Raw genomic sequence first — 26,582 nt, forward strand, 5'->3', positions numbered from 1 at the left:
GTCGGTCCCGCGCCTGTGCACCGGGACGACGTGTACCGCAGCCGGAGCGGCTGCCCCGCGTCCGATCCGCGGCCCGTGCCGGACCGCGGGGCCACGGTTCGCGGTCCGGATGGCGGGTTCATGGCGTCGCGGTGCCGGATCGCGGTCCCGCCGGCGGTCGCGGGGTCCCGCTGCGAAGCCGCACCCCTTAGGCTCGGGGCAGACCTCGGCACGCCGCCCGCACCCAGGACACCCATCCGTGGCAGGACGCTTCACCACCCGGCCCGCCGTCACCCGCACCACGGTGCGCGGCGGCGAGACCGCCGTACCCGCGCCCAGGGCCGGGGCGGCGACCGCCGGCGGCCGGGAGCGGACGTACGTCCCGCCGGGCCCACTGGACCTCGGACTGGTGCTGGGACCGCTGCGGCGCGGCCCGGGCGACCCGACGTTCCGTACGACCCCCGACGGCTCCGTCTGGCGCGCCGCCCGGACGCCCGCCGGCCCCGGCACGCTGCGCGTGACGGCGCAGGGCACGGCGGTGCACGCCGAGGCGTGGGGCCCCGGAGCCGAGTGGCTCCTCGACCGACTGCCCGCGATGCTGGGCGACCTGGACGACCCGGACGCGTTCGAGCCGCGCCACCGCCTCGTCGCGGCCAGCCACCGCCGCCGCCGCGGACTGCGCCTCACCCGCACGGGACTGGTCCTGGAGAACCTGATCCCGTCGATCCTGGAGCAGAAGGTCACCACGGACGAGGCGTACCGCGCCTGGCGTCTCCTCGTACGCAGGTACGGCGAGCCCGCACCCGGCCCGTGCTCCGACCGGATGCGCGTCATGCCGGACGCCCGCACCTGGGCGACGATCCCCTCCTGGGAGTGGCACCGCGCGGGCGTCGACGACAAGCGCGCGTCCACGATCCTGCGCGCGGTCCGCGCCGCGCGCAGGATGGAGGAGGCCGCCGCGATGGAGCCCGAGGCGGCCATGGCACGCCTGGAGCTGATCCCGGGCATCGGCCCCTGGACCTCCGCCGAGACCGTCCAGCGCAGCAACGGCGCCCCGGACGCGATCACCCTCGGGGACCTCCATCTGCCGCGCATCGTCGGCTACGCCCTCGCGGGAGACCGGGACGCGGACGACGCGGTGATGCTCGAACTCCTCGCCCCGTACGCCGGCCAGCGCCACCGCGCCGCCCGCTTCGTCCTCCTCGGCGGCCGGACCCCGCCCCGCCGCACACCGAAGATGCCGCGCTGGGACATCGGCGGACTGTGATCCGGAGGGGCGTTCGCACTCCTCGAGTGCGCTGGGGAGAGAGGGGCGGGCGGCGTGCGCGCGCCTGCCGGGATCGCCGGCCTCCCGCCGGGGGAACCGAGGGTGCCGTGGCACGGACAGCACCCCGGGGAGAAGCGCGCCGCGACCGTCGCGTCCCCGTCACCCGCCGCCCCCGCGCTCACCGCACCTCGACGAACGCCCCCGCGTCCCGTGCCGGCCGCTCCTTCGGCGCCTGTGCCGCGTGCCCGATCGCGACCGCGCCCATCGGGTCCCAGCCGGACGGCAGGTCCAGCACCTCGCGGACGACATCGCGGCAGAACATCGTGGACGACACCCACGCCGACCCGAGTCGCTCGCCCGCCAGCGCCACCAGGAAGTTCTGGACGCCCGCGCCCGTCGCGACGACGAACATCTCGCGCTCCGCGGCGTCGCGGCGCTCGTCGCCGTAGTGGTGCGAGCCGTCCACGACCATGCAGGGCACCGCCAGATACGGCGCGTTGCGCAGGACGTCGCCGCGCCGCACGCGCTTCGCGACCGACTCCTCGGACTTGCCGTCGCGGCGCAGGTCCGCGATCCAGGCCTCGCGCATCGCGTCGAGGAGGCGCAGCCGTGAGGACTCCGACTCGAGCAGCACGAAGCGCCAGGGCGTCGTGTGGTGGGGAGCCGGCGCGGTCACGGCGGCCGCGACCGCGCGGCGGACGGCGCCCGGGTCCACGGGCTCGTCGGTGAAGGCGCGCACCGTGCGGCGCTGGGCCACCGCCTCCCTTACCGCCTCGGAGGTGCCGAGCCGGAACATGTCGTCCGCCGCGGGGCGCACCAGCGCGCGGGCGCCGTCGGTCCCGTTCGCGACGACATGGCCGAGCCCTCGCACCACCGCCACCGGCAGCCCGGCCGCCTTGCCCTTGACCAGATCGCCGGCCGCGGCGAGTTCGTCCGCGGTGGCGACGACCGTCGCGTCGAGCCGGTTGCCGTGCGCGTCGGTGCCGCCGCGCAGGTCGTCCAGGACCCGTACGCCCGCCGCTCCGATGGCGACATCGGTGAGCCCCGCCCGCCACGGGCGGCCGAAGGTGTCCGTGATCACCACGCCCACCTCGACGCCGAGCGCGTCCCGCAGCCCTTCCCGGATGCGCGAGGCCGAGGCGTCCGGGTCCTCGGGCAGCAACAGCACGGTCCCGGCGGGGGTGTTGGAGGCGTCCACCCCGGCCGCGGCCATCACCAGCCCCTGACGGTTCTCGACGATGCGCAGGGCACCGCGGCGGGCCACCACCCGTACCGTCTCCGCGTCGACGGCCGCCTCGCGGTCCTCGGCCTCGACGATCCGGCCCTCCGCCTTGCTCACGATCTTCGAGGTGACGAGGAGGACGTCGCCGTCCACCAGCCCGGGCTCACCGGCCGCGATCAGCTTCGCGACGTCGTCTCCGGGCCGTACCTCGGGCAGTCCCCGCAGCGCCCACACCCGGTAGGACGGTGCGGTCATCCGCGGACCTCCTCGGCGAGCGCCAGCGCCTCGCGCGCCATCGCGGCCGTGGCGTCGAGGTCGCTCATCATCAGCGGTACCGACCGGCAGCGGATCCCGGCCTCCTCGACCTCGGCCACCGCGGCCGCGTCCACCGTGTCCACGAGCCAGCCGTCCAGCAGCCCCGACCCGTAGTGCCGTGCCACGGCGGCGGCCGTCGACTCGACGCCGACCGCGGCCAGCACCTTGTCGGCCATGCCGCGCACGGGGGCGTCGCCGACGATGGGGGAGAGCCCCACGACCGGAACGCCCGCGTCGGCGATCGCCTCGCGGATGCCCGGCACCGCCAGGATCGTCCCCACGCTCACGACGGGGTTCGACGGCGGGAAGAGGATGACGTCTGCCTCGCCGATCGCCTCCAGCACGCCGGGTGCGGGCTTGGCCTGCTCGGCCCCGACGGGCACGACGGCCTGCGCGTCGACGGACGCCCGCAGCCTGACCCAGTACTCCTGGAAGTGGACGGCCCGGCGTTCGCCGTCGACGTCGACGGCGACATGGGTCTCGACCCTGTCGTCGGACATCGGCAGCAGCCGCACCCCGGGCTGCCAGCGTGCGCACAGCGCCTCGGTGACGGCGCTCAGCGGATAGCCCGCACCGAGCATCTGGGTCCGGACGATGTGCGTGGCGAAGTCGCGGTCACCGAGCCCGAACCACTCGGGTCCCACGCCGTACGCCGCGAGCTCGCTCTTGACCTGGAAGGTCTCGTCGGAACGTCCCCAGCCCTGCTCCTCGTTGATGCCGCCGCCGAGCGTGTACATCACCGTGTCGAGGTCCGGGCAGACCTTCAGCCCGAACAGATGGATGTCGTCACCGGTGTTGCCGATGACCGTGATGTCGGCTTCGGGGGCGGCCGCCTTGAGGCCACGCAGAAAACGAGCACCGCCGATGCCACCGGCCAGAACCACAATGCGCATGCCCAGAGTGTGTCAGGCGCCGGCACCCCGGGATGAGTCGCGGTCCGCCGGCCGAGGGGCCGGGGGCAGGCTGCGGGCGGAGGTGCGTTGCCGGGCCGGACGGTACGGGCGGGCCGCGGTCAGGCGACGACGGCGCCCCGCCGGGCGGCCGGCGAGCAGTGGGCCGTGTGCATCGGCATCTCGGTCAGGCCCGGGAAGTAGACGTGCAGGCTCACGGCCGGCTCGAGCGAGTCGTTGACCACCTCGTGCACGTACCCGGGGGCGAAGACGCGCTGCGCGCCGGCGGTCAGGGCGCGGTCGGCCCGCGCGGTCCGCTCCGTCAACTCGCCCTCCAGGACGGTCAGTACGCCGGAGGAGGGGCCGTGGTCGTGAAGTCCGCTGCCCTGTCCCGGGACCCAGGACAGCAGCCAGACCTCGTAACCGGGGCCGGTGCGCAGCCGGTGGTACCACCGCGTCGTGGCGTCGTACCGGACGAGCGGGGCCCACCGGGTGCGGTCCTCGGCGATGGACCGGGCGAGTCCGGCGAACTCGGCCACGGTGGACGGGTGCTCCTTGGCGGGCTGGAGGAGGTGCGGGACCTCGAGGATGTCGCCGGCGATCTGGAGGTCGCTGTCGCTGTTCATGGGGTGCGGTGGTTCCTCGGCAGAAACGGAAGGTCAGTGCTGGGGTGTCGCGAAGCCCGCCGGGAACGGGCGGACCGGGGAGAGCTGGAGCGCTACGGCATCAACAGCTGGAACAGCAACAGCGCGCCTGGACAGCGCTGCGGAACCCACGGATCGCGTGGGTCGCGGAGGGCGCTGTGGTCGCTGGCATGCCATCCAAGGTGACGACCACGGCTCCGGATGTCAACTCGATGACCGATTTGGCGGCAATGTTTCACCTCATCCGGTTACTCCGGTCGGAGAAAGGTTTGTGCTTCGACGGAGTCGGAGACATGGCGCTGCAACTGTGCTCTCAAACGTCGTTGCGCTCTTGTGATCGGACTGTGATCCGGATCGCTTGTGTGGCTGGATCGCAACAAGATCGAAGCGCGAGGCGTCCTTCCTTGTGGCGCCGGTGAACGCCGGTGCGGCATCGCGGGAGGGGGAGGGTGCGGTCAGGTCGGCGGCAAGTGTCATAGTTTTTAGTGATTTGAACACTTTCCGCATACGCTTGGTTCCGCAGAGTGAATACGGGGCCCAATAGCAGATCTCGGCTTGACTGGCCCGGATCCACACACTTGTAATTTCACTCGTGTCGTTCGGCCGAAATCGGTACGGCTCACGGCCGGATCACGGGGACGCAAAGACAGACGAGGGGCGCACATGACCGAGCTGTTCCAGCAACTGCTGGTCGAGGACGCGGACGAGGAACTCGGCTGGCAGGAGCGCGCGTTGTGCGCCCAGACCGACCCCGAGTCCTTCTTCCCCGAGAAGGGCGGATCCACCCGCGAGGCCAAGAAGGTCTGCCTCGCCTGCGAAGTCCGTTCCGAATGCCTCGAGTACGCCCTCGCCAACGACGAGCGGTTCGGCATCTGGGGCGGCTTGTCCGAGCGTGAGCGCCGCCGGCTGAAGAAGGCCGCGGTCTGAAGTAGGGCCACGGTCTGAGAGGCCGCGTTCCGGAGACGGCGGGCAGCCGTCCGGCCGGACCGCCGCCCGACCCACCGCCCGACCGCCCGACCGCCCGGCCGGTCGTCGACCGCGCCCGCCACTGGTCACCGTCACGACCCGCGACGGCCCGGCCGGTACCCGCTCCCGTGGCGACGGCCGTGACCGCCGCCCGCGACGGCCCACGCGGCACCCCGCCCGGTGCGCACGCCCCTTCGCCGCCCCGACGCGAAACATCCCGCGCGTCCGCGCATCGCACAGGACACGTCCGCGCATCGCGTACGAGAAGGTCCGCCACCCCGGCTCCGCTGCCGAGCGGCGGACCTTCTCGTACGCCCGCCGGTATTTCCGTCCCGGGCGGGATCCGTTGCTCGCCCGCCGGCATCCCCGCTCCGGCCGTGATCCGTTGCCCTCCCGCTGTCGCCGGCGCGATGTCCGGCCGCCGCCCGGGAGCGGCCCGCCCCGGCCGCCGGCCCCGCGTGGACGGCCCGCGCCCCGGCGCTCCGCCGGACCGTTAGTGTGGGGCCCCGTCCCAGACGCTCCAGCGCCCCCACACGGGGGCGAACCGGCCGGAGGGCCCGTACCTCAATGTCCGCCACCCCTGCGGAGTTTGTTCCCGCCACCTCGGCGGGGCTCGTTCCCGCCACCCCGCCCGAGTTTCCGCGGCACGTCGTCACCGCCGTACTCGTCTCCCACGACGGTGCCCGGTGGCTGCCCGACGCGCTCGCCGGGCTGCTCGGTCAGGAGCGCCCCGTACAGAACGTCGTCGCCGCCGACACCGGCAGCGCCGACGACTCCGCACGGCTGGTCACCGAGGCACTGGGCGCCGACCGGGTCCTGCACCTCGCCCGCCGTACCGGTTTCGGTGCCGCCGTCGAGGAGGCTGCCCGCACCGCGCCGGTGCTCACCCCGGACGACCTGCCCTATCTGAGGCGGCCCAGCGGCTGGGACCCGGTGACCAGGACCTGGCGCGACGAGGCGTACGACATGCCGGAGCTGCCGCACGGTGAACCGGTCCAGTGGCTCTGGCTGCTGCACGACGACTGCGCACCCGCCCCCGACGCCCTCGCCGAACTCCTCCGCGTCGCCGACTCCGACGAACACGCCGTGGTCATCGGCCCCAAGCTGCGCGGCTGGTACGACCGCAAGCAGCTCCTCGAGGCCGGCGTCTCCATCGCCAACAGCGGCCGCCGCTGGACCGGGCTCGACCGCCGGGAGCAGGACCAGGGCCAGCACGACCAGGTCCGCTCCGTGCTCTCCGTCTCCTCCGCGGGCATGCTCGTGCGCCGCGACGTCTGGGAGGAACTCGGCGGCTTCGACCAGCGGCTGCCCCTGATGCGTGATGACGTGGACTTCTGCTGGCGCGCCCACACTGCGGGCCACAGCGTGTTCGTCGCCCCCGGCGCCGTGCTGCGGCACGCCGAAGCCGCCGCCCGCGAGCGCCGCACCGTCGACTGCGCGGGCCGATCCGTCGCCAGCCCGCACCGCGTCGACAAGGCGGGCGCCGTCTACACCCTGCTCGTCAACGCGCGCGGCAGGTCCCTGCCGTTCGTCATGCTCCGCCTCGTCCTCGGCACCCTGCTGCGCACCGTCGCGTATCTCGTCGGCAAGGTGCCCGGCCAGGCGGTCGACGAGGTCATGGGCCTTCTCGGCACCCTGCTGCGCCCGGAGCGGATCCTCGCCGCCCGCCGCAGGCGCGGCAGAGCCCTCGTCGACGCGAGCGAACTGCGACCGCTCTTCCCGCCGCCCGGCGCCACCGTCCGCGCCACCGTCGAACAGGTCGCCGGAAGTCTCGGCGCCGGGCGCGACTCCGACTCCGGCGGCTCACGGCACGGAGCCGTCGAGTCCGGTCCCGGCGGCGACGAGGCCGACTTCCTCGAGGTCGAGCAGTTCGCCCGGCTCAAGAAGATCGCCCGCAAGCCCGGGCCGGTCCTCTTCGCGGTGCTGCTGCTCGTCTCCCTCGTGGCCTGCCGCGGCCTTCTCGGCGGCGGCGCGCTCGCGGGCGGCGCCCTGCTGCCCGCGCCGGGCGACCTCTCCGAGCTGTGGAGCCGCTACGCCGACGCCTGGCACCCGCTCGGCACCGGCGGGACCCAGACGGCACCGCCGTACCTCGCGATCCTGAGCATCCTCTCCGGACTCTTCCTCGGCTCCACCGGCTTCGCGCTCACCCTGCTGCTCGTCTGCTCGGTTCCGCTCGCGGGCGTCACGGCGTACTTCGCCTCGCGTTCGCTGATCGAGTCCCGGCTGCTGCGGGCCTGGGCGAGCGTCGCGTACGCGTTCCTGCCCGCCGCCACCGGCGCACTCGCCACCGGGCGGCTCGGCACCGCCGTCCTCGCCGTCGTGCTCCCGCTGATCGCCCGCACCGCGGTCGCGGCCTACGGACTGGCCCGTACCGACGGTGCGCGCGGCAGCTGGCGGGCCACCTGGGCGTACGCGCTGCTGCTGACGTTCGCGATGGCCTTCACCCCCGTCGTCTGGCCGCTCGCCGTCGTCCTCGGCCTGGCCGCCCTCGTGCTGCGCCGCGGCGACATCACCGCCTACGGGATGCGCTTCCTCGTCGTGGCCGGCACCCCGCTGCTGGTCCTGGCGCCCTGGTCGCTGTCGCTGCTGACCGACCCGTCCCGCTTCCTGCGCGAGGCGGGGCTGGAGTTCGGCACCGGCGCGGCCTCCCCGCTCGACCTGCTCGGCACCAGCCCCGGCGGTCCCAAGACCGTCGGCGGGCTGCTCCTCATCGGCGTGGTCCTGGCCGCTCTCGCCGCCCTGCTGCGCGCCGAGCGGCAGTTCGCGATCCGCACCGCCTGGGCCGTCGGGGTCGTCGCGCTGGTCTTCGCGGTCCTGGCCAACGGCTCGGGCTGGGCCGGACCGGCCACCCTCGTCTACGGCATCGCCCTGATCGCCGCCGCGGTCGTCGGCGCGGAGGGCGCCCGCCGGCGCGTCGCCGCCCAGAGCTTCGGCTGGCGTCAGCCCGTGGCCGCGCTCGTCGCCCTCGCGGCCGCGGCCGCGCCGCTGCTCGCCGCGGGAAGCTGGATGATCAGTGGCGCCGCGGGCCCGCTGGAGCGCCGCGACCCGGTGCAGGTCCCCGCCTTCGTCGCCGAGGAGAGCGGCACCCGCGACCAGCCCCGCACGCTCGTCCTCGGCGGCTCGTCGCCGGCGAAGGTGTCGTACACGCTCGTCCGCGGCTCCGGCGGGCGCCTCGGCGACGCCGAGCTCAGCGAGGCCGCGGGCAGCGATCCGCGCCTCGACAAGGTCGTCGCCAACCTCGTCGCCGGCTCCGGCGCCGACCAGACCAGTCAGCTCAGCGGCTTCGCCATCCGGTACGTGCTGGTCCGCGACGGCGCGCCGCGCCAGATGAGCCGCGTCCTCGACGCCACCCCCGGCCTCTCCCGGCTCAGTCAGCTCGACGGCAGTGCGCTGTGGAGGGTGGACAGCCAGATCGCCCGCGCGGTCATCGTCAGCGGCGGGGCGGAGCCGCTGCCGGTGGCCTCCGGACCGGTCGAGGCCCACACTGACGTCCCCAAGGGCCCCGACGGCCGGGTACTGCGCATCGCGGACCGCGCGGACGACGGCTGGCAGGCCACGCTCGACGGCCGCCAGCTGAAGAGCACCACCGTGGACGGCTGGGCCCAGGGCTTCGAACTGCCCGCCGAGGGCGGACGGCTCGACCTCACCTACGAGGCCCCGGTCACCCACACCGCCTGGATCTGGACGCAGGGCGCGCTCGCCCTCGTCCTGATCGTGCTGGCCCTGCCCGGCCGGCGCCGCGAGATCGACGACGACCTGCCCGAGGAGGAGGCCGCGATCCCGGCCCAGCCCGTCGAGGGCGAGGGCCGCCGGGCCCGCAGGCTCCGCGCGGCGCAGGCCGAGGCGGCCGCCGTCGAGGAGGAGCCGGATCCCGCGGCGGGCCCGCAGCCCGAGGCCGGAGCCCCGGACCCGTACGCGGAGGTGCCCCGGCAGCCGCAGTACGGCGCGGAGTGGGACGAGCGGGCCTACGCGGACGAGGGCGCCCCGGCCGCCACCGGCTACGGCTCGTACGGGAATGGCGGGTACGCCGACCCGTACCCGGGCCAGTACCAGGACAGCGCAGGCCAGCAGTACGCGTACCCGGACACCCGGCAGTACGACGGCCCCGGGGGGCAGCAGTACGAGCCCGGGCAGTATCAGCCGGGGCCGTACCAGCCGCAGCAGTACGACCACCGGTACGGCGGCCAGGAGTACGACGCGCAGCAGTACGACCCGTACGGGTCGGGCCCCGGCCCGGAAGCGGGCCCGTACGACCCCTACGGCCACGAGGACGAGCAGCGTCCCGACGGGAGCAGCAACCAGTGAACCGCTCGACCCTCTCGCTCCTCGCGGCCGTGACGTCTCTCGCCGCCGTGACCGGATTCGCCGCGCTCACCGCACCCGACGGCGAGGCGGTGACCGAGGCGACGGCTCCGGCCCGGCTGCCGGTGGAGCGCTCCAGCCTGCTCTGCCCGGCCCCGGCGACCTCGGACATCGCCGAGACGGTGTACACGTCCTTCACTCCGGGTTCCGGCAGCGGCGGCAGCTCCGCCGCCTCCGGTGCTGTGGCCGAACTCAAGCCCTCCGTCGCGATGTTGAGGGGCCCGGCCGACGACGCGGGCAAGGCCGGCGGGAAGCAGGAGGACGAGGCGGAGAACGACGGAAGCTCGAAGAAGCCCCCGTCCGACAAGCCCGTCGTCACGCTCAAGCAGCCCGGGAAACCCGTCGGCGCCAAGGCGAGCGGCAGTGCCGCCCCGGCGCTCGTGGGCACCGCCACCGGCGGTCTCGCCCCCGGCTGGACCACCCAGCAGACGACCACCGTGAGCGCCGGCAGTGGACGCGGTGTGCTCGGAGTCCACTGCACCGCACCCGACACCGACCTCTGGTTCCCGGGCGCGAGCCTCGCCAAGGACCGGCAGGACTACGTCCACCTCACCAATCCCGACGACTCCGGCGCACTCGTCGACATCGAGCTCTACGGCAAGGACGGCGCTCTCAAGTCCCAGTTGAGCGACGGCATCCAGGTCCCACCGGGGGCGAGCGTCCCCGTCCTGCTCGCCACCCTGACGACCGATCCCGCCGAGGACGTCACCGTGCACGTGACGACGCGCACCGGCCGGGTCGGGGCGGCGGTGCGGGGCGCCGGGGACGAGACCGGCAGCGACTGGCTGGCGGCGTCCGCCGACCCGGCCGGCACGCTGGTGCTGCCGGGCGTCCCGGCGGACGCGACCGCCGTGCGATTGGTCGCGTTCGCCCCCGGTGACGACGACGCGGAACTGAAGGTGCGCCTCGCGAGTGCGACCGGCACCATCAACCCCGCCGGCGCGGAGAGCCTCCGGGTGAAGTCCGGGATGACGGCCTCGCTCGACATGAAGGACGTCACCAAGGGCGAGGCGGGCTCGATCCTCCTGGCACCGGCCGAGGGCGCCCCGGCGACGCCGGTGGTCGCTGCCCTTCAGGTCACCCGGGGCAAGGGCGACAAGCAGGAGATCGCCTACATCCCGGCGACCGCGCCGGTCAGGGAGCGGGCCACCGCCGCCGACAACCGGGCCAAGGGCTCGGTGCTCTCCCTCACCGCGCCCGGTGAGACCGCCCAGGTCAAGGTGACGGCCTCGGCCGGCACCGAGGGCGGGTCCCAGTCCGTCAAGACCTACACGGTCAAGGGCGGCACGACGCTGGCGGTCGGTCCGCCCGTCCCGGAAGGGCTGAAGGGCTCGTACGCGCTGATCGTGGAGCCGCAGTCCGGCGGGCCGGTCCACGCGGCCCGCACGCTGCTGCTTCCGCAGGACGGCATCCAGATGTTCACCGTCCAGACGCTGCCGGACGACCGCGGTCTGGTCGCGGTCCCGGCGGCGAAGCAGGACCTCTCCGTTCTCGACGACTGACGGGCCCGGCCACTACTCCGGGCCCCGGTGGGCGGCGGACGCGTTCGCCGCCCACCTGGCCGGGCCTGGGGCGTGTTGCGAAGGTCCTTCCTGGCCCGCGACGCCTGGCACCCACGCTCGCTGCGGTGTCGGAGTCATCCGAGTACGTCCGGTACGAGGATGATCCTCCGCCTTGCGATCTTCCCCTCGGCCTGAGGGCCTGGGGAGACGCCACTCCCTCGGCTTGAGGGCCTGGGGAGACCCCACCCCCTCGGCCGGAGGGCCGGGGGGAGACCCCATGCACCAGACGCCGCAGGCCCCGCCCTACGGGCGGACGGAGCTACTTTCGCAACATGCCTTAGTCCTGGCCGTAGCGCGGGTCGACCGACTCCGGCGCGAGGCCCAGCAGGTCCGCCACCTGCTCCACCACCACCTCGTGCACCAGCAGCGCCCGCTCGTCCCGGTTCTTCGTGCGGACCTCGACGGGACGCCGGTAGACCACGATCCTCGCCGGACTGCCCTTCTCCGCCGGTACCGAGCGGCCCAGCGGCACGCTCTCGTCCAGCGACCCCGGTACGTCCAGCACCAGGAACTCCACCTCGGTCAGCTGGGGCCAGCGCCGCTCCAGCCGTTCCACCGAGTCCTGCACGAGATCGCGGAACGACTCGGCCCGGCTGGCGGAGAGCGGCACCTGCGGCGGGGCGACGGGCCCGCGCATCCCCCGGCCGTGACGGTCGCGGCGGCGCGGCCTGGGCTCGGCGGGGCGGGGCGGTACGGGACTGTCCATCACTGACGCAGCGTAGCTCTCCCGGACCCTGCCGCAGCGGGGCCGTGCCCCTCTCGAACACGGGGCCATCGCCCTCGTGGGTGACGGGGCACCACCCGGAGGCGTGAAGGTTTCGACGGCCCCCGACGCACGTCTCCCGGGCGCCCCGGGCGCCGCCTGCTTCGGGCGTCCTCGGCGGGCCGCGTCGGCTTGTCGCTTATTGAACATTCAGGCCAAGGTTGGGCTCGATTCCATGCCTTTCCTTGATCGCAGCACTCGCCGTGAATGACGTAATTAATATGCAGTAGTGACCGGATCGCATGGGGTCCCGAATCGGCCGCCGTTCCTCCCGCGCAGGTCAGTCCAGTTGGCCGGAACGGGGCTGTGCGGGACCTCACAACGCGACACGGTGGAGTGACGTGGCGGAGAGTCGTCGCGGCCCGCTCAAGAGTGCGGTACCGTCCAACGTCGTGAGCCCTGTACGTCGCTGTTCGCGCACCGCGTGCGGCCGTCCTGCCGTCGCGACACTGACGTACGTCTATGCCGACTCGACCGCGGTCCTCGGCCCTCTCGCCACCTACGCCGAGCCCCACTGCTACGACCTGTGCGCCGAGCACAGCGAACGGCTCACCGCGCCCCGCGGCTGGGAGGTCGTCCGGCTCTCCGACGCCTCCGGCCCGGCCCGGCCCAGTGGCGACGATCTCGAGGCCCTGGCGAACGCTGTCAGGGAGGCGGCCCGCCCGCAGGAGCGCGCGGCCCAGGCGGGCGGCGGCTCAGGAGCCCGCAGGTCCGACCCGATGGAGGTCGCGCGGCGGGGGCACCTCCGGGTCCTTCGCTCGCCCGACTCCTGAAGAGGCGTTTCCTCTCCCGCCGTTCCTGCCGTTCCTGCCGTTCCTGCCGTTCCTGCCGTTCCTGCCGTTCCCGCCGTTCCTGCCTTCCTGCCGTCCGCGGTGCGCCGCTCGGACGGGCTGATCGCGATCCGCCGACCAGGACGCGTCGGCTGTGGCGGAATGACCCGGCCGCGGGGTTTCCGGTTCTCCGGCCGCGGCGCTTCACGTGTGCGGGCCTCTCCGGCGAGGGTCCGATGGCCGCCGACCTCGGGTTCGCCGCCGGCCGTCGAGTCCGCCCCGGGTCCGCAGCCGGCCGGCCCGGCGCCCGTGCCGGCCCGTCCCGAATTTCGGGCCCGGCCCCGGCTGTCCCGGCCCCGACGGGTAGTTTGTTGCGACCAAAGGGAATTCGGGAAGGTTGGGCCGTGGCTGCATCCTCTGCTGCTGATCTGTCACAGATCGTGAAGGCGTACGACGTGCGCGGGGTGGTGCCGGACCAGTGGGACGAGTCGCTGGCCGAGCTGTTCGGGTCCGCCTTCGTCCAGGTCACCGATGCGGAGGCCATCGTCGTCGGTCACGACATGCGGCCCTCGTCGCCCGGTCTCTCCGCCGCCTTCGCCCGCGGCGCCGCCGCCCGCGGCGCCGACGTCACCATGATCGGTCTGTGCTCGACGGACCAGTTGTACTCGGCCTCCGGCCAGCTCGCGCTGCCGGGCGCGATGTTCACGGCGTCCCACAACCCCGCCCGGTACAACGGCATCAAGATGTGCCGCGCGGGCGCGACCCCGGTGGGCCAGGACACGGGCCTGACGGAGATCCGAGAGCTGGTCGAGTCCTGGTGCGAGTCCGGAGCCCCCGCCCCCGTGGCCGCCCCGGGAACGGTCTCCGAGCGCGACACCCTGGACGACTACGCCTCCCACCTGCTCTCCCTCGTGGACCTTGCGACGATCCGCCCGCTGAAGGTGGTCGTGGACGCGGGCAACGGCATGGGCGGCCACACCGTCCCGAAGGTCTTCGCGTCCCTGCCGGTCGAGCTCGTCCCGATGTACTTCGAGCTGGACGGAACGTTCCCGAACCACGAGGCCAACCCCCTCGACCCCAAGAACCTCGTGGACCTCCAGCAGCGGGTACGCGCGGAGGGCGCGGACATCGGCCTCGCCTTCGACGGTGACGCCGACCGCTGCTTCGTCGTCGACGAGCGCGGCGAAGGGGTCTCCCCGTCGGCGATCACGGCCCTGGTCGCGGCCCGCGAGCTGGCCAGGCACGGCGGCGGCGTCGTCATCCACAACCTGATCACCTCGTGGTCGGTGCCCGAGGTCGTGCGCGAACAGGGCGGTACGCCGGTGCGTACGCGCGTCGGACACTCCTTCATCAAGGAGGAGATGGCCCGCAGCGGCGCGATCTTCGGCGGCGAGCACTCCGCGCACTACTACTTCCGCGACTTCTGGAACGCCGACACGGGCATGCTCGCCGCCCTCCACGTCCTGGCGGCCCTCGGGACCCATGGCGGCCCGCTGTCCGACCTGGTGGGCCGCTACGACCGCTACGCCGCCTCCGGCGAGATCAACTCCACGGTCGAGGACCAGGCGGGCCGCACGGCAGCCGTCCGCGAGGCCTTCGCGTCCCGCGACGGCGTCACGTTCGACACCCTCGACGGACTCACGGTCTCCACCGCCGACTGGTGGTTCAACCTCCGCCCCTCCAACACCGAGCCCCTGCTCCGCCTCAACGTCGAGGCCCGTGACGAGGCCACGATGTCGGCCTTGCGGGACGAGGTCCTGGCGTTGGTGCGGAACGGCTGAGGCCGGCGCTGGGCGGGAGCGCCCGGGGCCGCGGGTGGGCGGGGCGAGCCCGTCGTCCACCCGCCGGCGGGTGGGCGGACCCACCCGCGTCGCCTCCCGTACCGGAGCGGCACGCACCCGGCTCCAACGTCCGGTTCGTTCGGCCTCTTCCCTTCGTCCCGGTCGCACTCGGTCGGTGGGGCTCGGTGGGGCTCGGTGGGGACCCGTCGTCCCGGTCGGTCTCGGCTGACCGGGACCCGGTCGCCCTCGATTCCGACCCGTCGCGCCCCGGCCCACCGCCGCGGACCGCGGAGCACGTCGGGACCGCAGCCGCACCGCGCGAGCAGGCGTGCCCGCCCCGCCCGCCCTACCCGCACGCCGAGCCGCGCCGGCCGCCCCCCGGCGGTAGGCTGACGTGGCCCAATCCGCATGTTCGAAAGGACGATCCACATGCCGCTCGAAGCCGGCCTTCTGGAGATCCTCGCCTGTCCGGCCTGCCACGCTCCGCTCGACGACGCGACGGCCGCCGAAACCCCCGAGCTGATCTGCACCGGCAAGGACTGCGGCCTGGCGTACCCCGTCCGGGACGGCATCCCCGTACTGCTCGTGGACGAGGCCCGCCGCCCCGCGTGAGCGTCGAGCCCCTCACCTGTCCGGCTGTTCGGCGAATCGGAGGCACACCCCCATGCTCGACGAGTCACTCCTCGACGCCCCGGAAGCCCTCGCCCGCGCCGACCGCCGCGGTCTGCTCCGCGGCGCCGCGGAGGCGGGGGCGCGTGTACGTACCGCAGCCCGGCACGCCGCCGAGGCGGGCATCGCCGAGCTGACCCCGGAGGGCCGCCCGCGGGCCGTCCTGATCGCGGGCTCCGGCACCGCGGCGACGGGCGTCGCCGACCTCCTCGCCGAGCTGGCCGGACCCACCGCCCCGGTCACCCGTCTCCACCCCACCGGCGTCGCCCCGGCGGCCGGCGCCCTGCGCTGGGGGCTCCCGGGCTGGGCCGGCTCCGTTGACCTCCTGCTCATCGCCACGACCGACGGCAGTGAGCCGGGACTCGCCCTGCTCGCCGAGCAGGCGTACCGGCGCGGCTGCACCGTCGTCGCCGTCGCCCCGCAGCGCTCCCCGCTGTCCGAGGCCGTCGACGGCGTCCACGGCCTCGTCGTACCGATGGCGACGGCGCCGTACGAGCTGTACGAGGAGACCCGGAGCGCGGCGAGCCCCGGCGCCTTCTGGGCCCTGTTCATCCCGCTCCTCGCACTCCTCGACCGGGTCGGCCTGATCTCCGCCGACCCCGAGGTGATGCAGGGCGTCGCCGACCGCCTCGACCGCATCGCCGAACGCTGCGGCCCCGCGATCGCCACGTACAGCAACCCCGCCAAGACCCTGGCGGCCGAGCTCGCGGACACGCTCCCGCTGATCTGGACGGAGGGCGCGGCTGGGCCGGTCGGCCGCCGGTTCGCCGCCGTACTGGCCGAGCTCGCCGGCCGGCCCGCCATCGCCGCGGAGCTGCCCGAGGCGCTACCGGCCCACGGCATGCTCCTCGCGGGCGACTACGCGGCCGGAGCGGACCCGGACGACTTCTTCCGTGACCGCGTCGAGGAACCGCAGGCCGTCAGGGCAAGGGTCCTGCTCCTGCGGGACAGCCTGGACAACGGCTTCACCGCGGCCCCGGCCGCGCGCGAGCTCGCGCTCAGCCACGACACCGCCATCAGCGAACTGGAGCCGGAGGAAGGCAGCGCGTTGGAGACCCTGGCGGAGTTGCTCGCCGTGACGGACTTCGCCGCCGGGTATCTGGCCCTCGCGAGCAACGGCCACTCCTGACCTCGCACCGGCCCGGCACCCGGACCGAAGGTGCCGGCACCGGATCGACCGGCCCCGCGGACCCGACGGTGCGCTCACGGACACGGCGGCCCGGCGCCCGGCGTTTCCGCCGGTTTCCGCCACCCGACCCGACGTTCCGACAAGGGCCCGGTACCCCGGCCCCGGCGGCCCGGTACCCCGGCCCCGGCGGCCCGGTACCCCGGCCCCGGCGGCCCGGTACCCCGGACCCGGGCCCGCCCGGACGCACACCGCACCGGTCACACTGCAGACACGCACCAGCCACGCATCCGCCACGTACCGAGTCGAGGATCACCCCTCATGGATCGCCTCTCCAACACCGTGCGCCCCTACGCCTGGGGATCCACCACGCTCATCCCGGAACTTCTCGGCGTCGCCCCGACCGGTGAGCCACAGGCGGAGATGTGGATGGGTGCCCACCCCGGTGCCCCGTCGCAGACGGGCCGCGGCTCCTTGCACGACATCATCGACGCCGATCCGCTGCGCGAGCTCGGCCGCCCCGCACTCGACGCCTTCGGCCCCCGGCTTCCCTTCCTGCTCAAGCTGCTCGCCGCCGGCGCGCCCCTGTCCCTGCAGGTCCACCCGGACCGCGCGCAGGCGCGGGAGGGCTTCGCCGCCGAGGAGAAGGCCGGCATCCCCCTCGACGCACCCCACCGCAACTACAAGGACGACAACCACAAGCCCGAGCTGGTCTGCGCGCTCACCCCGTTCGACGGCCTGTGCGGCTTCCGTCCGCCCGTCGAGGCGGCCGACTTCATCGCCGGTCTCGACGTCGACTCCCTCAAGCCGTACGTGGACCTCCTCCACGCCCATCCCGAGGAAGCCGCGCTGCGCGAGGTCCTGACCGCCGTGCTCTCCGCCGACCCGGAGGAGATGGCCCACACCGTCGCCGAGGCCGCGGCGGCCGCGGAGCGCCTCGGTGCGCCGTACGCCCCCTTCGCCGCCATCGCGCACCACTTCCCCGGCGACCCGGGCGTCATCGCGGCCATGCTCCTCAACCACGTACGGCTGCAGCCCGGAGAGGCGCTGTTCCTCGGAGCCGGTGTCCCGCACGCCTACCTGGGCGGACTCGCCGTGGAGATCATGGCGAACTCCGACAACGTGCTGCGCTGCGGGCTGACCCCCAAGCACGTCGACGTCCCCGAACTGCTGCGCGTCGTGCGTTTCGAGGCGGGCGACCCCGGCGTCCTGCGGCCCGAGGCATCGCCCTCCGGCGAGGAGCTGTACGACACTCCGATCGACGAGTTCCGGCTCTCCCGCTTCGTCCGGCCGGAGGGCGCGGCTCCCGTGGACCTCACCCTGGCCACCCCGCAGATCCTGCTGGCGACGGCGGGCCGGCCGAAGGTCGGGGAACTCACCCTCGCCGCAGGGGAGTCGGTGTTCGTCCCGGCGGGCGAAAAGGCCGAACTGTCCGGTACGGGAACGGTCTTCCGGGCCACTGTGGCGGTCTGACTCGGCGTCCGCCTGGGCTGCTGCAACAATGTCCCGCCGTAACGCGGGAGCTCCAACCCGAAAACCCCAGGGACGCAGGAACTCCGGAACCCAGGAACGAAGGGACACCACGCACTCATGAGCGCGTCAGGCGGAACCAAGGCGATCGTCGCGGCCCTCGCCGCGAACCTCGCGATCGCAGTAGCCAAGTTCGTGGCGTTCCTCTTCAGTGGCTCCTCGTCGATGCTGGCGGAGAGCGTCCACTCCGTCGCCGACTCAGGAAACCAGGGCCTGCTGCTCCTCGGCGGCAAGAAGGCCAAGCGAGCGGCCACCCCGGAGCACCCCTTCGGCTACGGTCGCGAGCGCTACATCTACGCCTTCCTCGTCTCGATCGTGCTCTTCTCGGTCGGCGGCATGTTCGCGATCTACGAGGGCTACGAGAAGATCGTGCACCCGCACGCCATCAAGGACTGGTACTGGCCGATCGGCGTGCTCGTCTTCGCGATCATCGCGGAGACCTTCTCCTTCCGGACGGCCATCAAGGAGTCCAACGTCCTGCGGGGCAAGCGCTCCTGGAAGGAGTTCGTCCGCCATGCCAAGGCCCCGGAGCTCCCGGTCGTGCTCCTCGAGGACCTCGGCGCGCTCGTCGGTCTGGTCCTGGCCCTCTGCGGCGTGGGCCTCGCCCTGATCACCGGTAACGGCGTCTGGGACGGCATCGGGACCCTCTGCATCGGTGTCCTCCTCATCCTGATCGCGCTGGTGCTCGCGGCCGAGACGAAGTCCCTGCTGCTCGGTGAGGCGGCCGGCATCGAGGATGTCGAGAAGATCAAGGCGGCGACGGTCGACGGCGCAACGGTGACCGGCATCATCCACATGCGCACGCTGCACATCGGCCCCGAGGAACTGCTGGTGGCCGCCAAGATCGCGGTCCGGCACGACAACACGGCGGAGCAGGTGGCCGTGGCGATCAACGCCGCCGAGGACCGCATCCGCACCGCGGTCCCGATCGCGCGCGTCATCTACCTGGAGCCCGACATCTACAGCGAGGAGGCCGCTGCCGCGGGCGCGGACCCGGCCAAGTCCCCCGGGGGCCCCGGCCCGGAGCCGGCTCACTGACGACGCCTCCGCCGATCGACGGAAGGGCCCGGTACCACGGCGGTTTCTAGCGGTCGTCGCAACACGTGGTTGTGTTGATCAGGCCGTGAGCAGTTTATGCAGGCGCTCGGCTGGGGTTTCCCAGCCGAGTGTTTTGCGTGGGCGGCGGTTGAGCTGGTCGGCGACGGCGGCCAGGTGCGCGGGGGTGTGGACCGACAGGTCGGTGCCCTTGGGGAAGTACTGCCGCAGCAGGCCGTTGGTGTTCTCGTTCGAGCCGCGCTGCCAGGGGCTGGCGGGGTCGCAGAAGTAGACCGGGATGTCGGTGGCGAGGGTGAACTCGCCGTGCCGGGCCATCTCACTGCCCTGGTCCCAGGTCAGGGACCGCTTCAGGTGGGCGGGCAGGGTCTGGACGGTGGATGTCAGGGAGGTCAGGACGCTCTCGGCGCCGTGGTCGCCGGGCAGGTGCAGGAGCATGACGTAGCGGGTGGCGCGTTCGACCAGGGTGCCGATCGCGGACTTGCCGTCCTTGCCGATGATCAGGTCGCCCTCCCAGTGACCGGGCACGGCCCGGTCCTCGATCTCAGCGGGCCGTTCGCTGATCATGACCATCGGGGTGGTGAAACGCGGCTGGCGGCAGTTCGCCTGCCTCTGCGGCCTGCGGCGGGCCCGCCCGGAGCGCAGGGCGCCTGCGAGCTCGCGCCGCAGCTGGCCTCTGCCCTGGACGTAGAGGGCCTGGTAGACGGTCTCGTGGACCACGTGCATCTCCGGCCGGTCGGGGAACTGTGCCCGCAGAGCGTGGCATATCTGCTCCGGGCTCCACTTCTCGTCCAGCATTGCCTGGACAGCGGCCCGAAGCTCGGGGTTCTCGCTGATCTTGCGGCTCTTGGGGCGGGGCCGGCGTGCATCGGCGCGGGCCTGGGCTGCGTGAGGGCGGTAGTGCCACCGGCCGCGTGCGCCGTCCGTTCGGTTGCGGCGGATCTCCCGGCTGACCGTGGACGGGCTGCGGCCCAGCTCCGCGGCGATCGCCCGCACCGTGGCCTTCTCCCGCAACCGGTCGGCGATGTGGATCCGCTCCTCCTCGCGCAGGTACCTGGACGTGCCGGAAGGCGGCGCCACCGCGGAAATCGGTGGTGCCGCCTTCTGCCGACGGTCGGCGCTGCGGCCGTTACGCCACTTGTTGCCGGTTCGCCGGTCAACACCGACGATCCGGCAGGCTTCCGTGTTGCTGTATCCCTGCTGCACGAGCCGGGAGTATGCCTCCCGCTCCCGGCGCAGCTTCACAGGCCCCTGCGCGGTCCGCACCTTGCGGATCTCGAAGTCCATCGCACCCCTTGAGCTGGGGTGTTGCGACGACCACTAGAACCTAAGCACGACCCGCGTGGTACCGGGCCCGCCGGCTTGTTCGGAGGACCGCGGTCGGGCTGTCCCCGCAGTGCGTCGTCGGGGGCTCCTTCGGCGGTGACCGGCAGATCTCCAGGCTCGTCGTCGCACGACCCCGGAGCCGGCACCGGTGCCGAGCCCGAGCTGCCGCCCGAGCCCGAGCCCGAGTCGGCAGTGGGGTCCGAGCTGGCGCCCGAGTCCGAGTCGGCAGTGGGGTCCGAGCCGGCAGTGGAGTCCGAGCTGCCGCCCGAGCCCGCGCCCGGGCTCGCGTTACGCGATGTCCGTGAGCAGCCGGAGCACGGCCGGTTCGTCCGGGGCCGCGAGAAGCCGCTCACGGAATTCCGCGTCCGTCAGCTTGCGCGACAGCAGTGACAGGATCCGCAGGTGCTCGTCGCCCGCGGCCGCCTCCGGAACCGTGATCATGAAGATCAGCCGAGCCTTCGTGCCGTCGGGCGATCCCCACTCCACGCCCTCGGGCGAGCGCGCGAAGCCGACGACCGGTGCGGTGACCACGTCGGTCTTCGCGTGCGGGACGGCGATCTCCTCGCCGAGACCCGTCGTGCCCTGGTCCTCTCGGGCGAGCGCGGCCCGTACCAGCCCTTCGACGTCCGTGACTCGGCCCGTCGTCGCGAGCATCGCGGCCATCTCGCGGATGGCGGCGTCCTTGTCCGTGGCCTCGAGCCTGACCTTCACGGTCCGGGCGGTCAGATAGCCGGACAACACCTCGGTGCCAGGTCGGGACCCGGACTCCGATTCGGCGTCCGCCGCGTCCGCCGGGTCCGCCGCATCCGCAGCGTCGGTTGCGGTTCCGCTGCAGGCGCCGGGGTCCTCGGCGTCCGCACCGGCAGCCTCCGCCGCACCAACAGCGCGCGTCCCTCGCTTCGGATCCCCTTCTTCCGATGTCCCTTCGGTGCGCGTTCCACCGGCCGGTGTCCCGGCGAGCGCCGGCACCGCGCCCGCCGCTCCCTCCGTAACCCGCGCGCCCGCCGGCGCGCCGGCCTGTGCCGGGACGCGGACGTTCGCGCCGCCCCCCGCTTCGGCTCCCCGCTCCTTGACGCCGATCAGCGCATTCGTGGTCAGCGCCGTCACGACCGTGCCGGCGACGATCGCAAGGAAGAACATGGGCACGCCTCCTGTCGCACCCAGTACCGCGACGATCGGCCCGCCGTGCGGCACGGCGTCCTCCACGCCCGCGAGCCCGGCCAGGGCACCGGCGACGGCGCCCCCGAGCATGTTCGCGGGGATGACCTGGGCGGGCCGCGCCGCCGCGAACGGGATCGCCCCCTCCGAAATACCGAAGAAGCCCATGAACAGCGCCGCCATCCCGGTCTCGCGCTCCTGCTCCGAGTAGAGCCTGCGCCGGATCAGCGTGGCGAGGCCCTGTCCGAGGGGCATCACCGGGATGGCCGCCGCGCACATGCCCATGACCGTCTGGTTGCCGGACGCGATGAGTCCGGCGCCGAAGAGGAACGCGGTCTTGTTGACCGGTCCGCCCATGTCGAACGCGATCATGAGGCCGAGTACCGCGCCCAGCAGGATCGCGCTGGTGCCGGTCATTCCGCTCAACCAGCCGGTCAGATGCTCGAAGACCCAGGCGATCGGCTTGCCGATGACGTAGATGAAGAACAGGCCGAGCGCCGACGTCGCCACGATCGGGATCACGATGATCGGCATGATCGGCTGTGCGAACCTGGGGACCTTGACCTTCTTGATCCACAGCACCAGGTATCCGGCCAGGAAGCCGGTCACGATCGCGCCGATGAACCCGGCACCGGCCTCGGAGCCGTACAGCGCTCCGGTGTTCGCGATCCAGCCACCGATCATGCCCGGTACGAGCGCCGGCCGGTCCGCGATGGCGTAGGCGATGTATCCGGAGAGGATCGGCACCATCAACCGGAACCCGATCTCACCGATCTTGAACACGCTCTCCCAGAAGGACCCCTCCGGAATGGCGTAGCCCTCCGGCGTCGCATGGCCGCCCAGCGCGAGGGAGATCGCGATCAGCAGGCCGCCGACCACGACGAACGGGATCATGTACGAGACGCCGTTCATCAGCGCCTTGTAGACGGCGCTCCGCTCCTTGCCGCCGCTGCCACGGTCACCGCTGTCGGGGCCTACGCCCCTGCCGGACGATCCGGCGGCCGCCGGAGTCGGGACCCCGTGAACCGGCGCACTGCGCACCCGCTCGATCAGCCTCTCGGGATGACGGATGCCCTCGGCCACGCCGACCTTGAGCACGCGCTTGCCGGTGAAGCGGCTGAGGTCCACGTCCTTGTCGGCTGCGATGATGATCCCGTCCGCATTGCTGACATCGTTGTCAGTGAGTGCGTTCTCGGCCCCGATGGATCCCTGCGTCTCCACCTTCATCTCGACGTCGAGGGCCTCCGCGGCCTTCGCGAGCTTCTCCGCGGCCATATAGGTGTGGGCGATGCCTGTGGGGCAGGCGGTCACGGCGAGCAGCCTCGTCCTCGGCTGCTTGTTCCCCGGACTGGTCACGAGATCTCCTCACGCTGGGGGTGCGGATCGCGTGGGCTTCCCGATCCGCGACGAGCATCGTGCACCACATGACCGCGGGACCAAAAGTCTTGGAACACGCGCCTCCGTATGGCCGCGCACCCCGGGATTCGGCCGGAAACCGGGCATGGGCGGGCTGTGGGCCGCAACGGCGATCGGTGTAGATTCGTGACCAGAGCCAGACGTCGCTGCTGATGGCGGTCGGGCGGTCCCGAGTGGACCGGCCGAGGGAGAGAGGGCCTCCGACGGACTGCGCTGCGGACGTCCCACGGCGTCCGGACACGCACGTGCGGCACCCGTGTGTGCTTGTGCGCGTGTCCGTTTTCGCCGTAGCGACCGCAGAGCCATCCCGCCCGAACACCCTCGACCCTTCTGAGGAGCAGCTCGCAATGACGACTGTCGCCACCGGTCAGGACTTCAAGGTCGCCGACCTTTCCCTCGCCGATTTCGGCCGCAAGGAGATCACCCTCGCCGAGCACGAGATGCCCGGTCTGATGGCGATCCGCAAGGAGTACGCGGAGTCGCAGCCGCTTGCCGGTGCGCGGATCACCGGCTCCCTGCACATGACAGTGCAGACCGCCGTCCTGATCGAGACCCTGGTCGCGCTCGGCGCCGAGGTGCGCTGGGCGTCCTGCAACATCTTCTCCACCCAGGACCACGCCGCCGCAGCCATCGCCGTCGGCCCGGACGGCACCACGGACAACCCCCGGGGCGTCCCGGTCTTCGCCTGGAAGGGTGAGACTCTGGAGGAGTACTGGTGGTGCACGGAGCAGGCCCTGACCTGGCCGGACTCGCCCACCGGCGGTCCGAACATGATCCTCGACGACGGCGGTGACGCCACCCTCCTCGTCCACAAGGGCGTCGAGTTCGAGAAGGCCGGCGAGGCCCCGGACCCGTCCACCGCTGACAGCCAGGAGTACGGCCACATCCTCCGTCTGCTGAACCGCACCCTCGCGGACAACCCGCAGAAGTGGACGCGGCTGGCCTCGGAGATCCGCGGCGTCACCGAGGAGACCACGACCGGCGTCCACCGCCTGTACGAGATGCAGCGCGACGGCTCCCTCCTCTTCCCGGCGATCAACGTCAACGACGCCGTCACCAAGTCGAAGTTCGACAACAAGTACGGCTGCCGCCACTCGCTGGTCGACGGCATCAACCGGGCCACCGACGTCCTGATCGGCGGCAAGGTCGCGGTCGTCTGCGGCTACGGCGACGTCGGCAAGGGCTGCGCCGAGTCCCTGCGTGGACAGGGCGCCCGAGTGATCATCACCGAGATCGACCCGATCTGCGCCCTGCAGGCTGCCATGGACGGCTACCAGGTCACGACGCTGGACGCGGTCGTCGACCAGGCCGACATCTTCATCACCACGACCGGCAACAAGGACATCATCATGGCCTCGGACATGGCCAGGATGAAGCACCAGGCGATCGTCGGGAACATCGGTCACTTCGACAACGAGATCGACATGGCCGGTCTGGCCCAGGTGCCGGGCATCGTCAAGGACGAGGTCAAGCCGCAGGTCCACACCTGGACCTTCCCGGACGGCAAGGTGATCATCGTGTTGTCCGAGGGCCGCCTGCTCAACCTGGGCAATGCGACCGGTCACCCCTCCTTCGTGATGTCCAACTCCTTCGCGGACCAGACCCTGGCGCAGATCGAGCTGTTCACCAAGCCGGAGGAGTACCCGACCGACGTCTACGTGCTGCCCAAGTACCTCGACGAGAAGGTCGCCCGCCTCCACCTCGACTCGCTCGGCGTGAAGCTCACGACGCTCCGCCCCGAGCAGGCCGCGTACATCGGCGTCGAGGTCGAGGGCCCGTTCAAGCCCGACCACTACCGTTACTGACCCACCCCGGCAGGCCCTCCGGCCGATCGACCGGGGGGGGGCACTCCGGCCGACAGTGGCACCAGCGCACCAGGCAGGCCCCCGCACCCCCGTGTCGGGGGCCTGCCCCGTACCCCGGAGAAGTCAGGCAACCCCATGCCCCGCGGCCGTTATTCGCTCCATGATCCGCACGATCGCACCCCCCTCGGTGAAGAGCACTTCCACTGCGCACCCGGCCCGTCGGGCTGGCGTTACGTCTCCCAGCTGACCACCCCCTCCGGAGAACACGCAGGCTCCGTCGATCTGGCGCTCGACGAGCTCGGACGCCCCATCCGGCTGGAACTCCACGCCGCGAGCTGGCAGGTCCGCGGCGCTGCCGTCGACGGCGTCACCTGGGTGCGCACCGATCCCACCGGCTCGCACGCCACCGAGGGAAATGTCCGCGCCCACGCCTTCACCGGAACCTCCCCCGCGTTCGTCGTCGCGACGGCCCGACTGCTCCGGCTCTCACCCGGTGCCCCCGCCACGCGTGTCCGTCTCGTCGCCTTCACGGAGCCCGTCCTCGCCCCCCTGACCGTCGACCAGTCCTGGGCCCTGGTGAAGAGTGAAGCGCACACCACTGACAACGGCCTTCTGACTGTCGACGAATACCAGGTCAGCGCCCTGGACACCGGTGAACAGCACACGGTCCACATCGCGGGCGACGTGGTCCTCGCCGCGCCCGGCATCGAGCTCGAGGACCTGGAGACCCCACCCTCCGTGTTTCCGTGAGCAGTCCGAGCCCCGAGCGGAACTGCGCTCTGAAAGCGTGGCCCTGAACCGGCCGTCCCGGGAGCGTCCTCACTCCGCAGCCGGTCCTCCCGAGCCGCCCCTCAAGCGGGCGGCGCGAACCCCGTCGCCGCCCGGGCCGGCCCCGTTCCCTCACCGCCGCTGCCTCCCCCGGCGGGCCCGGGGGACGACGCCGCGGCGGGAGCGGGGCCGGCAGCAGAAGCTGCGCCCGGCAGCACGAAACCGGCGGAAGCGGGGGCGGAGTCGGCAGCCGCCGCGTGCCCGTGGGCCGTCGGCACCGGCCAGGCCGGGTGCGGCCCCGCGGCGGCACGGAGCGGATGCGGGGCCGAAGGGTTCACCGGCACCACGGGGTTCCTGGCCGCCGCCGCATGCGCCCGTCGTGTGTCCCGGGTCTGCCGCTCGTTCACCACAGCCGCCAGGAACGCGCCCGCCGGCACGCCGGCCGGCACCGGCGTCCCGGTGCACGCGGCCAGATCGACGGCGAGCCGCTCGGCCAACGACCGGCCCACGTCCGGATCCAGCTGGTTCATCCGCGTCAGGTACTGGCGTACCGCAAGCCACAGATCGTCCGGCACACCGGACAGGTCGAGCTCCGTGAACCGCCCGAGAAGCCAGGGCGGCGGCGGAGGCACGTACACGGACCGTGCGGCGGGCACCCGCTCCCGGACGACCAGGGTCCCGGCGAACACATCGCCGACACGCCGCCCGCGTGCCGACACCAGAGAGGCGATGCAGGCGACGGCTCCGAAGGTCATCAGGATCTCCACGACCCCGATCGCCCCGCGCACCAGCGCGTGCCGGAACCGAATCGGGCCCCCGTCGTCGCGGACCACCCGCAGCCCGCAGGCGAGCTTGCCCAGAGAACGCCCGTGACTGAGCGTCTCAACAGCGATCGGCGCACCGACGAGCACGAGGACGAAGGACGCGATGGACACCGCCGTCCCCGCTGCCTCGTCCAGCGAAGCCGTGGCCATCGCGAGTCCCACGGATATCAGGAGGTACGCGGCCCACACGAGGGCCAGATCGATCACCAGCGCCAGCGCGCGGCTCGGCAGCCTTGCCGGACGAAGCCCCAGTACGACGGCATCCCCGGTCACAACCCCGCTCACGGCGCCCACCCTCTCCACTGCCTCGATACGTTCCCCGACCTTCGCGACCCTTCAGTACGCAAGTCTGCCAAGCTGACCCGCAAGCACGCCGCAGCAGTACG

At 72.7% G+C, this 26,582-nt stretch carries 19 protein-coding genes; 12 read left to right on the plus strand and 7 right to left on the minus strand.

Annotation, left to right across the window (positions count from 1 at the left end; all coding sequences use genetic code 11):
• Positions 1 to 238: 238 nt before the first annotated feature.
• Positions 239 to 1,246: a DNA-3-methyladenine glycosylase family protein gene (locus tag FEF34_RS23360; protein ID WP_138054893.1), complete on the plus strand. Its 1,008-nt coding sequence runs from the start codon at positions 239 to 241 to the stop codon at positions 1,244 to 1,246.
• 178 nt (positions 1,247 to 1,424) lie between these two features.
• Here the strand turns inward: FEF34_RS23360 and FEF34_RS23365 are convergent, their stop codons facing one another.
• From FEF34_RS23365 to FEF34_RS23375, 3 genes are all read right to left on the minus strand, one after another.
• Positions 1,425 to 2,723 carry a coenzyme F420-0:L-glutamate ligase gene (locus FEF34_RS23365; RefSeq protein ID WP_138054894.1) on the minus strand — a complete coding sequence of 433 codons (1,299 nt, stop codon included), beginning with the start codon at positions 2,721 to 2,723 and terminating at the stop codon, positions 1,425 to 1,427.
• Positions 2,720 to 3,676, minus strand: coding sequence for a 2-phospho-L-lactate transferase (cofD, locus tag FEF34_RS23370; protein WP_138054895.1), 957 nt, complete (start codon positions 3,674 to 3,676; stop codon positions 2,720 to 2,722). Before cofD ends, FEF34_RS23365 begins: the two co-directional genes overlap by 4 nt.
• 119 nt (positions 3,677 to 3,795) lie before the next feature.
• A complete protein-coding gene (locus tag FEF34_RS23375) occupies positions 3,796 to 4,299 on the minus strand; it encodes a cysteine dioxygenase (RefSeq protein ID WP_138054896.1) in 504 nt (167 codons plus the stop codon).
• A gap of 681 nt (positions 4,300 to 4,980) precedes the next feature.
• Here FEF34_RS23375 and FEF34_RS23380 point away from each other — a divergent pair.
• The 3 genes from FEF34_RS23380 (at position 4,981) to FEF34_RS23390 (ending at position 11,147) form a co-directional block, all read left to right on the plus strand.
• Positions 4,981 to 5,244, plus strand: a complete 264-nt coding sequence (locus tag FEF34_RS23380; RefSeq protein WP_017945871.1) for a WhiB family transcriptional regulator — start codon at positions 4,981 to 4,983, stop codon at positions 5,242 to 5,244.
• 606 nt (positions 5,245 to 5,850) lie between these two features.
• Positions 5,851 to 9,588: a glycosyltransferase gene (locus tag FEF34_RS23385; protein ID WP_138054897.1), complete on the plus strand. Its 3,738-nt coding sequence runs from the start codon at positions 5,851 to 5,853 to the stop codon at positions 9,586 to 9,588.
• Positions 9,585 to 11,147, plus strand: a complete 1,563-nt coding sequence (locus FEF34_RS23390; RefSeq protein WP_138054898.1) for a DUF5719 family protein — start codon at positions 9,585 to 9,587, stop codon at positions 11,145 to 11,147. The genes FEF34_RS23385 and FEF34_RS23390 overlap by 4 nt, the downstream gene beginning before the upstream one ends.
• A gap of 337 nt (positions 11,148 to 11,484) precedes the next feature.
• Here FEF34_RS23390 and FEF34_RS23395 read toward each other — a convergent pair whose 3' ends face one another.
• Positions 11,485 to 11,913, minus strand: coding sequence for a metallopeptidase family protein (locus FEF34_RS23395; RefSeq protein WP_138057676.1), 429 nt, complete (start codon positions 11,911 to 11,913; stop codon positions 11,485 to 11,487).
• A 398-nt stretch (positions 11,914 to 12,311) separates the two neighbouring features.
• On the opposite strand from FEF34_RS23395, the gene FEF34_RS23400 reads away from it, so the two are divergent.
• The 6 genes from FEF34_RS23400 (at position 12,312) to FEF34_RS23425 (ending at position 18,884) form a co-directional block, all read left to right on the plus strand.
• Complete coding sequence (locus FEF34_RS23400; protein WP_138054899.1) at positions 12,312 to 12,743, plus strand: DUF3499 domain-containing protein; 432 nt, start codon at positions 12,312 to 12,314, stop codon at positions 12,741 to 12,743.
• 401 nt (positions 12,744 to 13,144) lie between these two features.
• Positions 13,145 to 14,521, plus strand: a complete 1,377-nt coding sequence (locus FEF34_RS23405) for a phosphomannomutase/phosphoglucomutase (RefSeq protein ID WP_138054900.1) — start codon at positions 13,145 to 13,147, stop codon at positions 14,519 to 14,521.
• Positions 14,522 to 14,950: 429 nt separating this feature from the next.
• Positions 14,951 to 15,133, plus strand: a complete 183-nt coding sequence (locus FEF34_RS23410) for a Trm112 family protein (RefSeq protein ID WP_138054901.1) — start codon at positions 14,951 to 14,953, stop codon at positions 15,131 to 15,133.
• 52 nt (positions 15,134 to 15,185) lie between these two features.
• Positions 15,186 to 16,319, plus strand: a complete 1,134-nt coding sequence (locus tag FEF34_RS23415) for an SIS domain-containing protein (protein WP_138054902.1) — start codon at positions 15,186 to 15,188, stop codon at positions 16,317 to 16,319.
• Between the two features lie 318 nt (positions 16,320 to 16,637).
• Positions 16,638 to 17,789, plus strand: coding sequence for a mannose-6-phosphate isomerase, class I (manA, locus tag FEF34_RS23420; RefSeq protein ID WP_138054903.1), 1,152 nt, complete (start codon positions 16,638 to 16,640; stop codon positions 17,787 to 17,789).
• Positions 17,790 to 17,906: 117 nt separating this feature from the next.
• On the plus strand, positions 17,907 to 18,884 hold the full coding sequence (locus tag FEF34_RS23425) for a cation diffusion facilitator family transporter (RefSeq protein WP_138054904.1): 978 nt from the start codon (positions 17,907 to 17,909) through the stop codon (positions 18,882 to 18,884).
• A 78-nt stretch (positions 18,885 to 18,962) separates the two neighbouring features.
• On the opposite strand, the gene FEF34_RS23430 is transcribed toward FEF34_RS23425, so the two are convergent.
• Both FEF34_RS23430 and FEF34_RS23435 read right to left on the minus strand, forming a co-directional pair.
• On the minus strand, positions 18,963 to 20,186 hold the full coding sequence (locus FEF34_RS23430) for an IS30 family transposase (protein WP_138051393.1): 1,224 nt from the start codon (positions 20,184 to 20,186) through the stop codon (positions 18,963 to 18,965).
• A 327-nt stretch (positions 20,187 to 20,513) separates the two neighbouring features.
• Complete coding sequence (locus FEF34_RS23435; protein ID WP_138057677.1) at positions 20,514 to 22,658, minus strand: fructose-specific PTS transporter subunit EIIC; 2,145 nt, start codon at positions 22,656 to 22,658, stop codon at positions 20,514 to 20,516.
• Positions 22,659 to 23,146: 488 nt separating this feature from the next.
• Between FEF34_RS23435 and ahcY the strand changes: the two genes are divergently transcribed.
• Positions 23,147 to 24,604: an adenosylhomocysteinase gene (gene ahcY / locus FEF34_RS23445; RefSeq protein WP_138054905.1), complete on the plus strand. Its 1,458-nt coding sequence runs from the start codon at positions 23,147 to 23,149 to the stop codon at positions 24,602 to 24,604.
• A 135-nt stretch (positions 24,605 to 24,739) separates the two neighbouring features.
• The gene (locus FEF34_RS23450) at positions 24,740 to 25,354 is read left to right on the plus strand and encodes a hypothetical protein (protein WP_138054906.1); all 615 of its coding nucleotides are present in this window, start codon (positions 24,740 to 24,742) and stop codon (positions 25,352 to 25,354) included.
• A gap of 101 nt (positions 25,355 to 25,455) precedes the next feature.
• On the opposite strand, the gene FEF34_RS23455 is transcribed toward FEF34_RS23450, so the two are convergent.
• Positions 25,456 to 26,481, minus strand: a complete 1,026-nt coding sequence (locus tag FEF34_RS23455; RefSeq protein ID WP_171053058.1) for an RDD family protein — start codon at positions 26,479 to 26,481, stop codon at positions 25,456 to 25,458.
• Positions 26,482 to 26,582 lie beyond the last annotated feature (101 nt).

It is taken from the genome of Streptomyces marianii, assembly GCF_005795905.1.
GTDB lineage: Bacteria > Actinomycetota > Actinomycetes > Streptomycetales > Streptomycetaceae > Streptomyces > Streptomyces marianii.

What these genes read in the sequence shown, in the direction of transcription:
- FEF34_RS23365 (WP_138054894.1), bottom strand. Translation starts at nt 2,723, where the DNA reads ATGACCGCACCGTCCTACCGGGTGTGGGCGCTGCGGGGACTGCCCGAG.
- cofD (WP_138054895.1), bottom strand. Translation starts at nt 3,676, where the DNA reads ATGCGCATTGTGGTTCTGGCCGGTGGCATCGGCGGTGCTCGTTTTCTG.
- FEF34_RS23375 (WP_138054896.1), bottom strand. Translation starts at nt 4,299, where the DNA reads ATGAACAGCGACAGCGACCTCCAGATCGCCGGCGACATCCTCGAGGTC.
- FEF34_RS23380 (WP_017945871.1), top strand. Translation starts at nt 4,981, where the DNA reads ATGACCGAGCTGTTCCAGCAACTGCTGGTCGAGGACGCGGACGAGGAA.
- FEF34_RS23385 (WP_138054897.1), top strand. Translation starts at nt 5,851, where the DNA reads ATGTCCGCCACCCCTGCGGAGTTTGTTCCCGCCACCTCGGCGGGGCTC.
- FEF34_RS23395 (WP_138057676.1), bottom strand. Translation starts at nt 11,913, where the DNA reads ATGGACAGTCCCGTACCGCCCCGCCCCGCCGAGCCCAGGCCGCGCCGC.
- FEF34_RS23410 (WP_138054901.1), top strand. Translation starts at nt 14,951, where the DNA reads ATGCCGCTCGAAGCCGGCCTTCTGGAGATCCTCGCCTGTCCGGCCTGC.
- FEF34_RS23415 (WP_138054902.1), top strand. Translation starts at nt 15,186, where the DNA reads ATGCTCGACGAGTCACTCCTCGACGCCCCGGAAGCCCTCGCCCGCGCC.
- manA (WP_138054903.1), top strand. Translation starts at nt 16,638, where the DNA reads ATGGATCGCCTCTCCAACACCGTGCGCCCCTACGCCTGGGGATCCACC.
- FEF34_RS23425 (WP_138054904.1), top strand. Translation starts at nt 17,907, where the DNA reads ATGAGCGCGTCAGGCGGAACCAAGGCGATCGTCGCGGCCCTCGCCGCG.
- FEF34_RS23430 (WP_138051393.1), bottom strand. Translation starts at nt 20,186, where the DNA reads ATGGACTTCGAGATCCGCAAGGTGCGGACCGCGCAGGGGCCTGTGAAG.
- FEF34_RS23435 (WP_138057677.1), bottom strand. Translation starts at nt 22,658, where the DNA reads ATGGCCGCGGAGAAGCTCGCGAAGGCCGCGGAGGCCCTCGACGTCGAG.
- ahcY (WP_138054905.1), top strand. Translation starts at nt 23,147, where the DNA reads ATGACGACTGTCGCCACCGGTCAGGACTTCAAGGTCGCCGACCTTTCC.
- FEF34_RS23450 (WP_138054906.1), top strand. Translation starts at nt 24,740, where the DNA reads ATGCCCCGCGGCCGTTATTCGCTCCATGATCCGCACGATCGCACCCCC.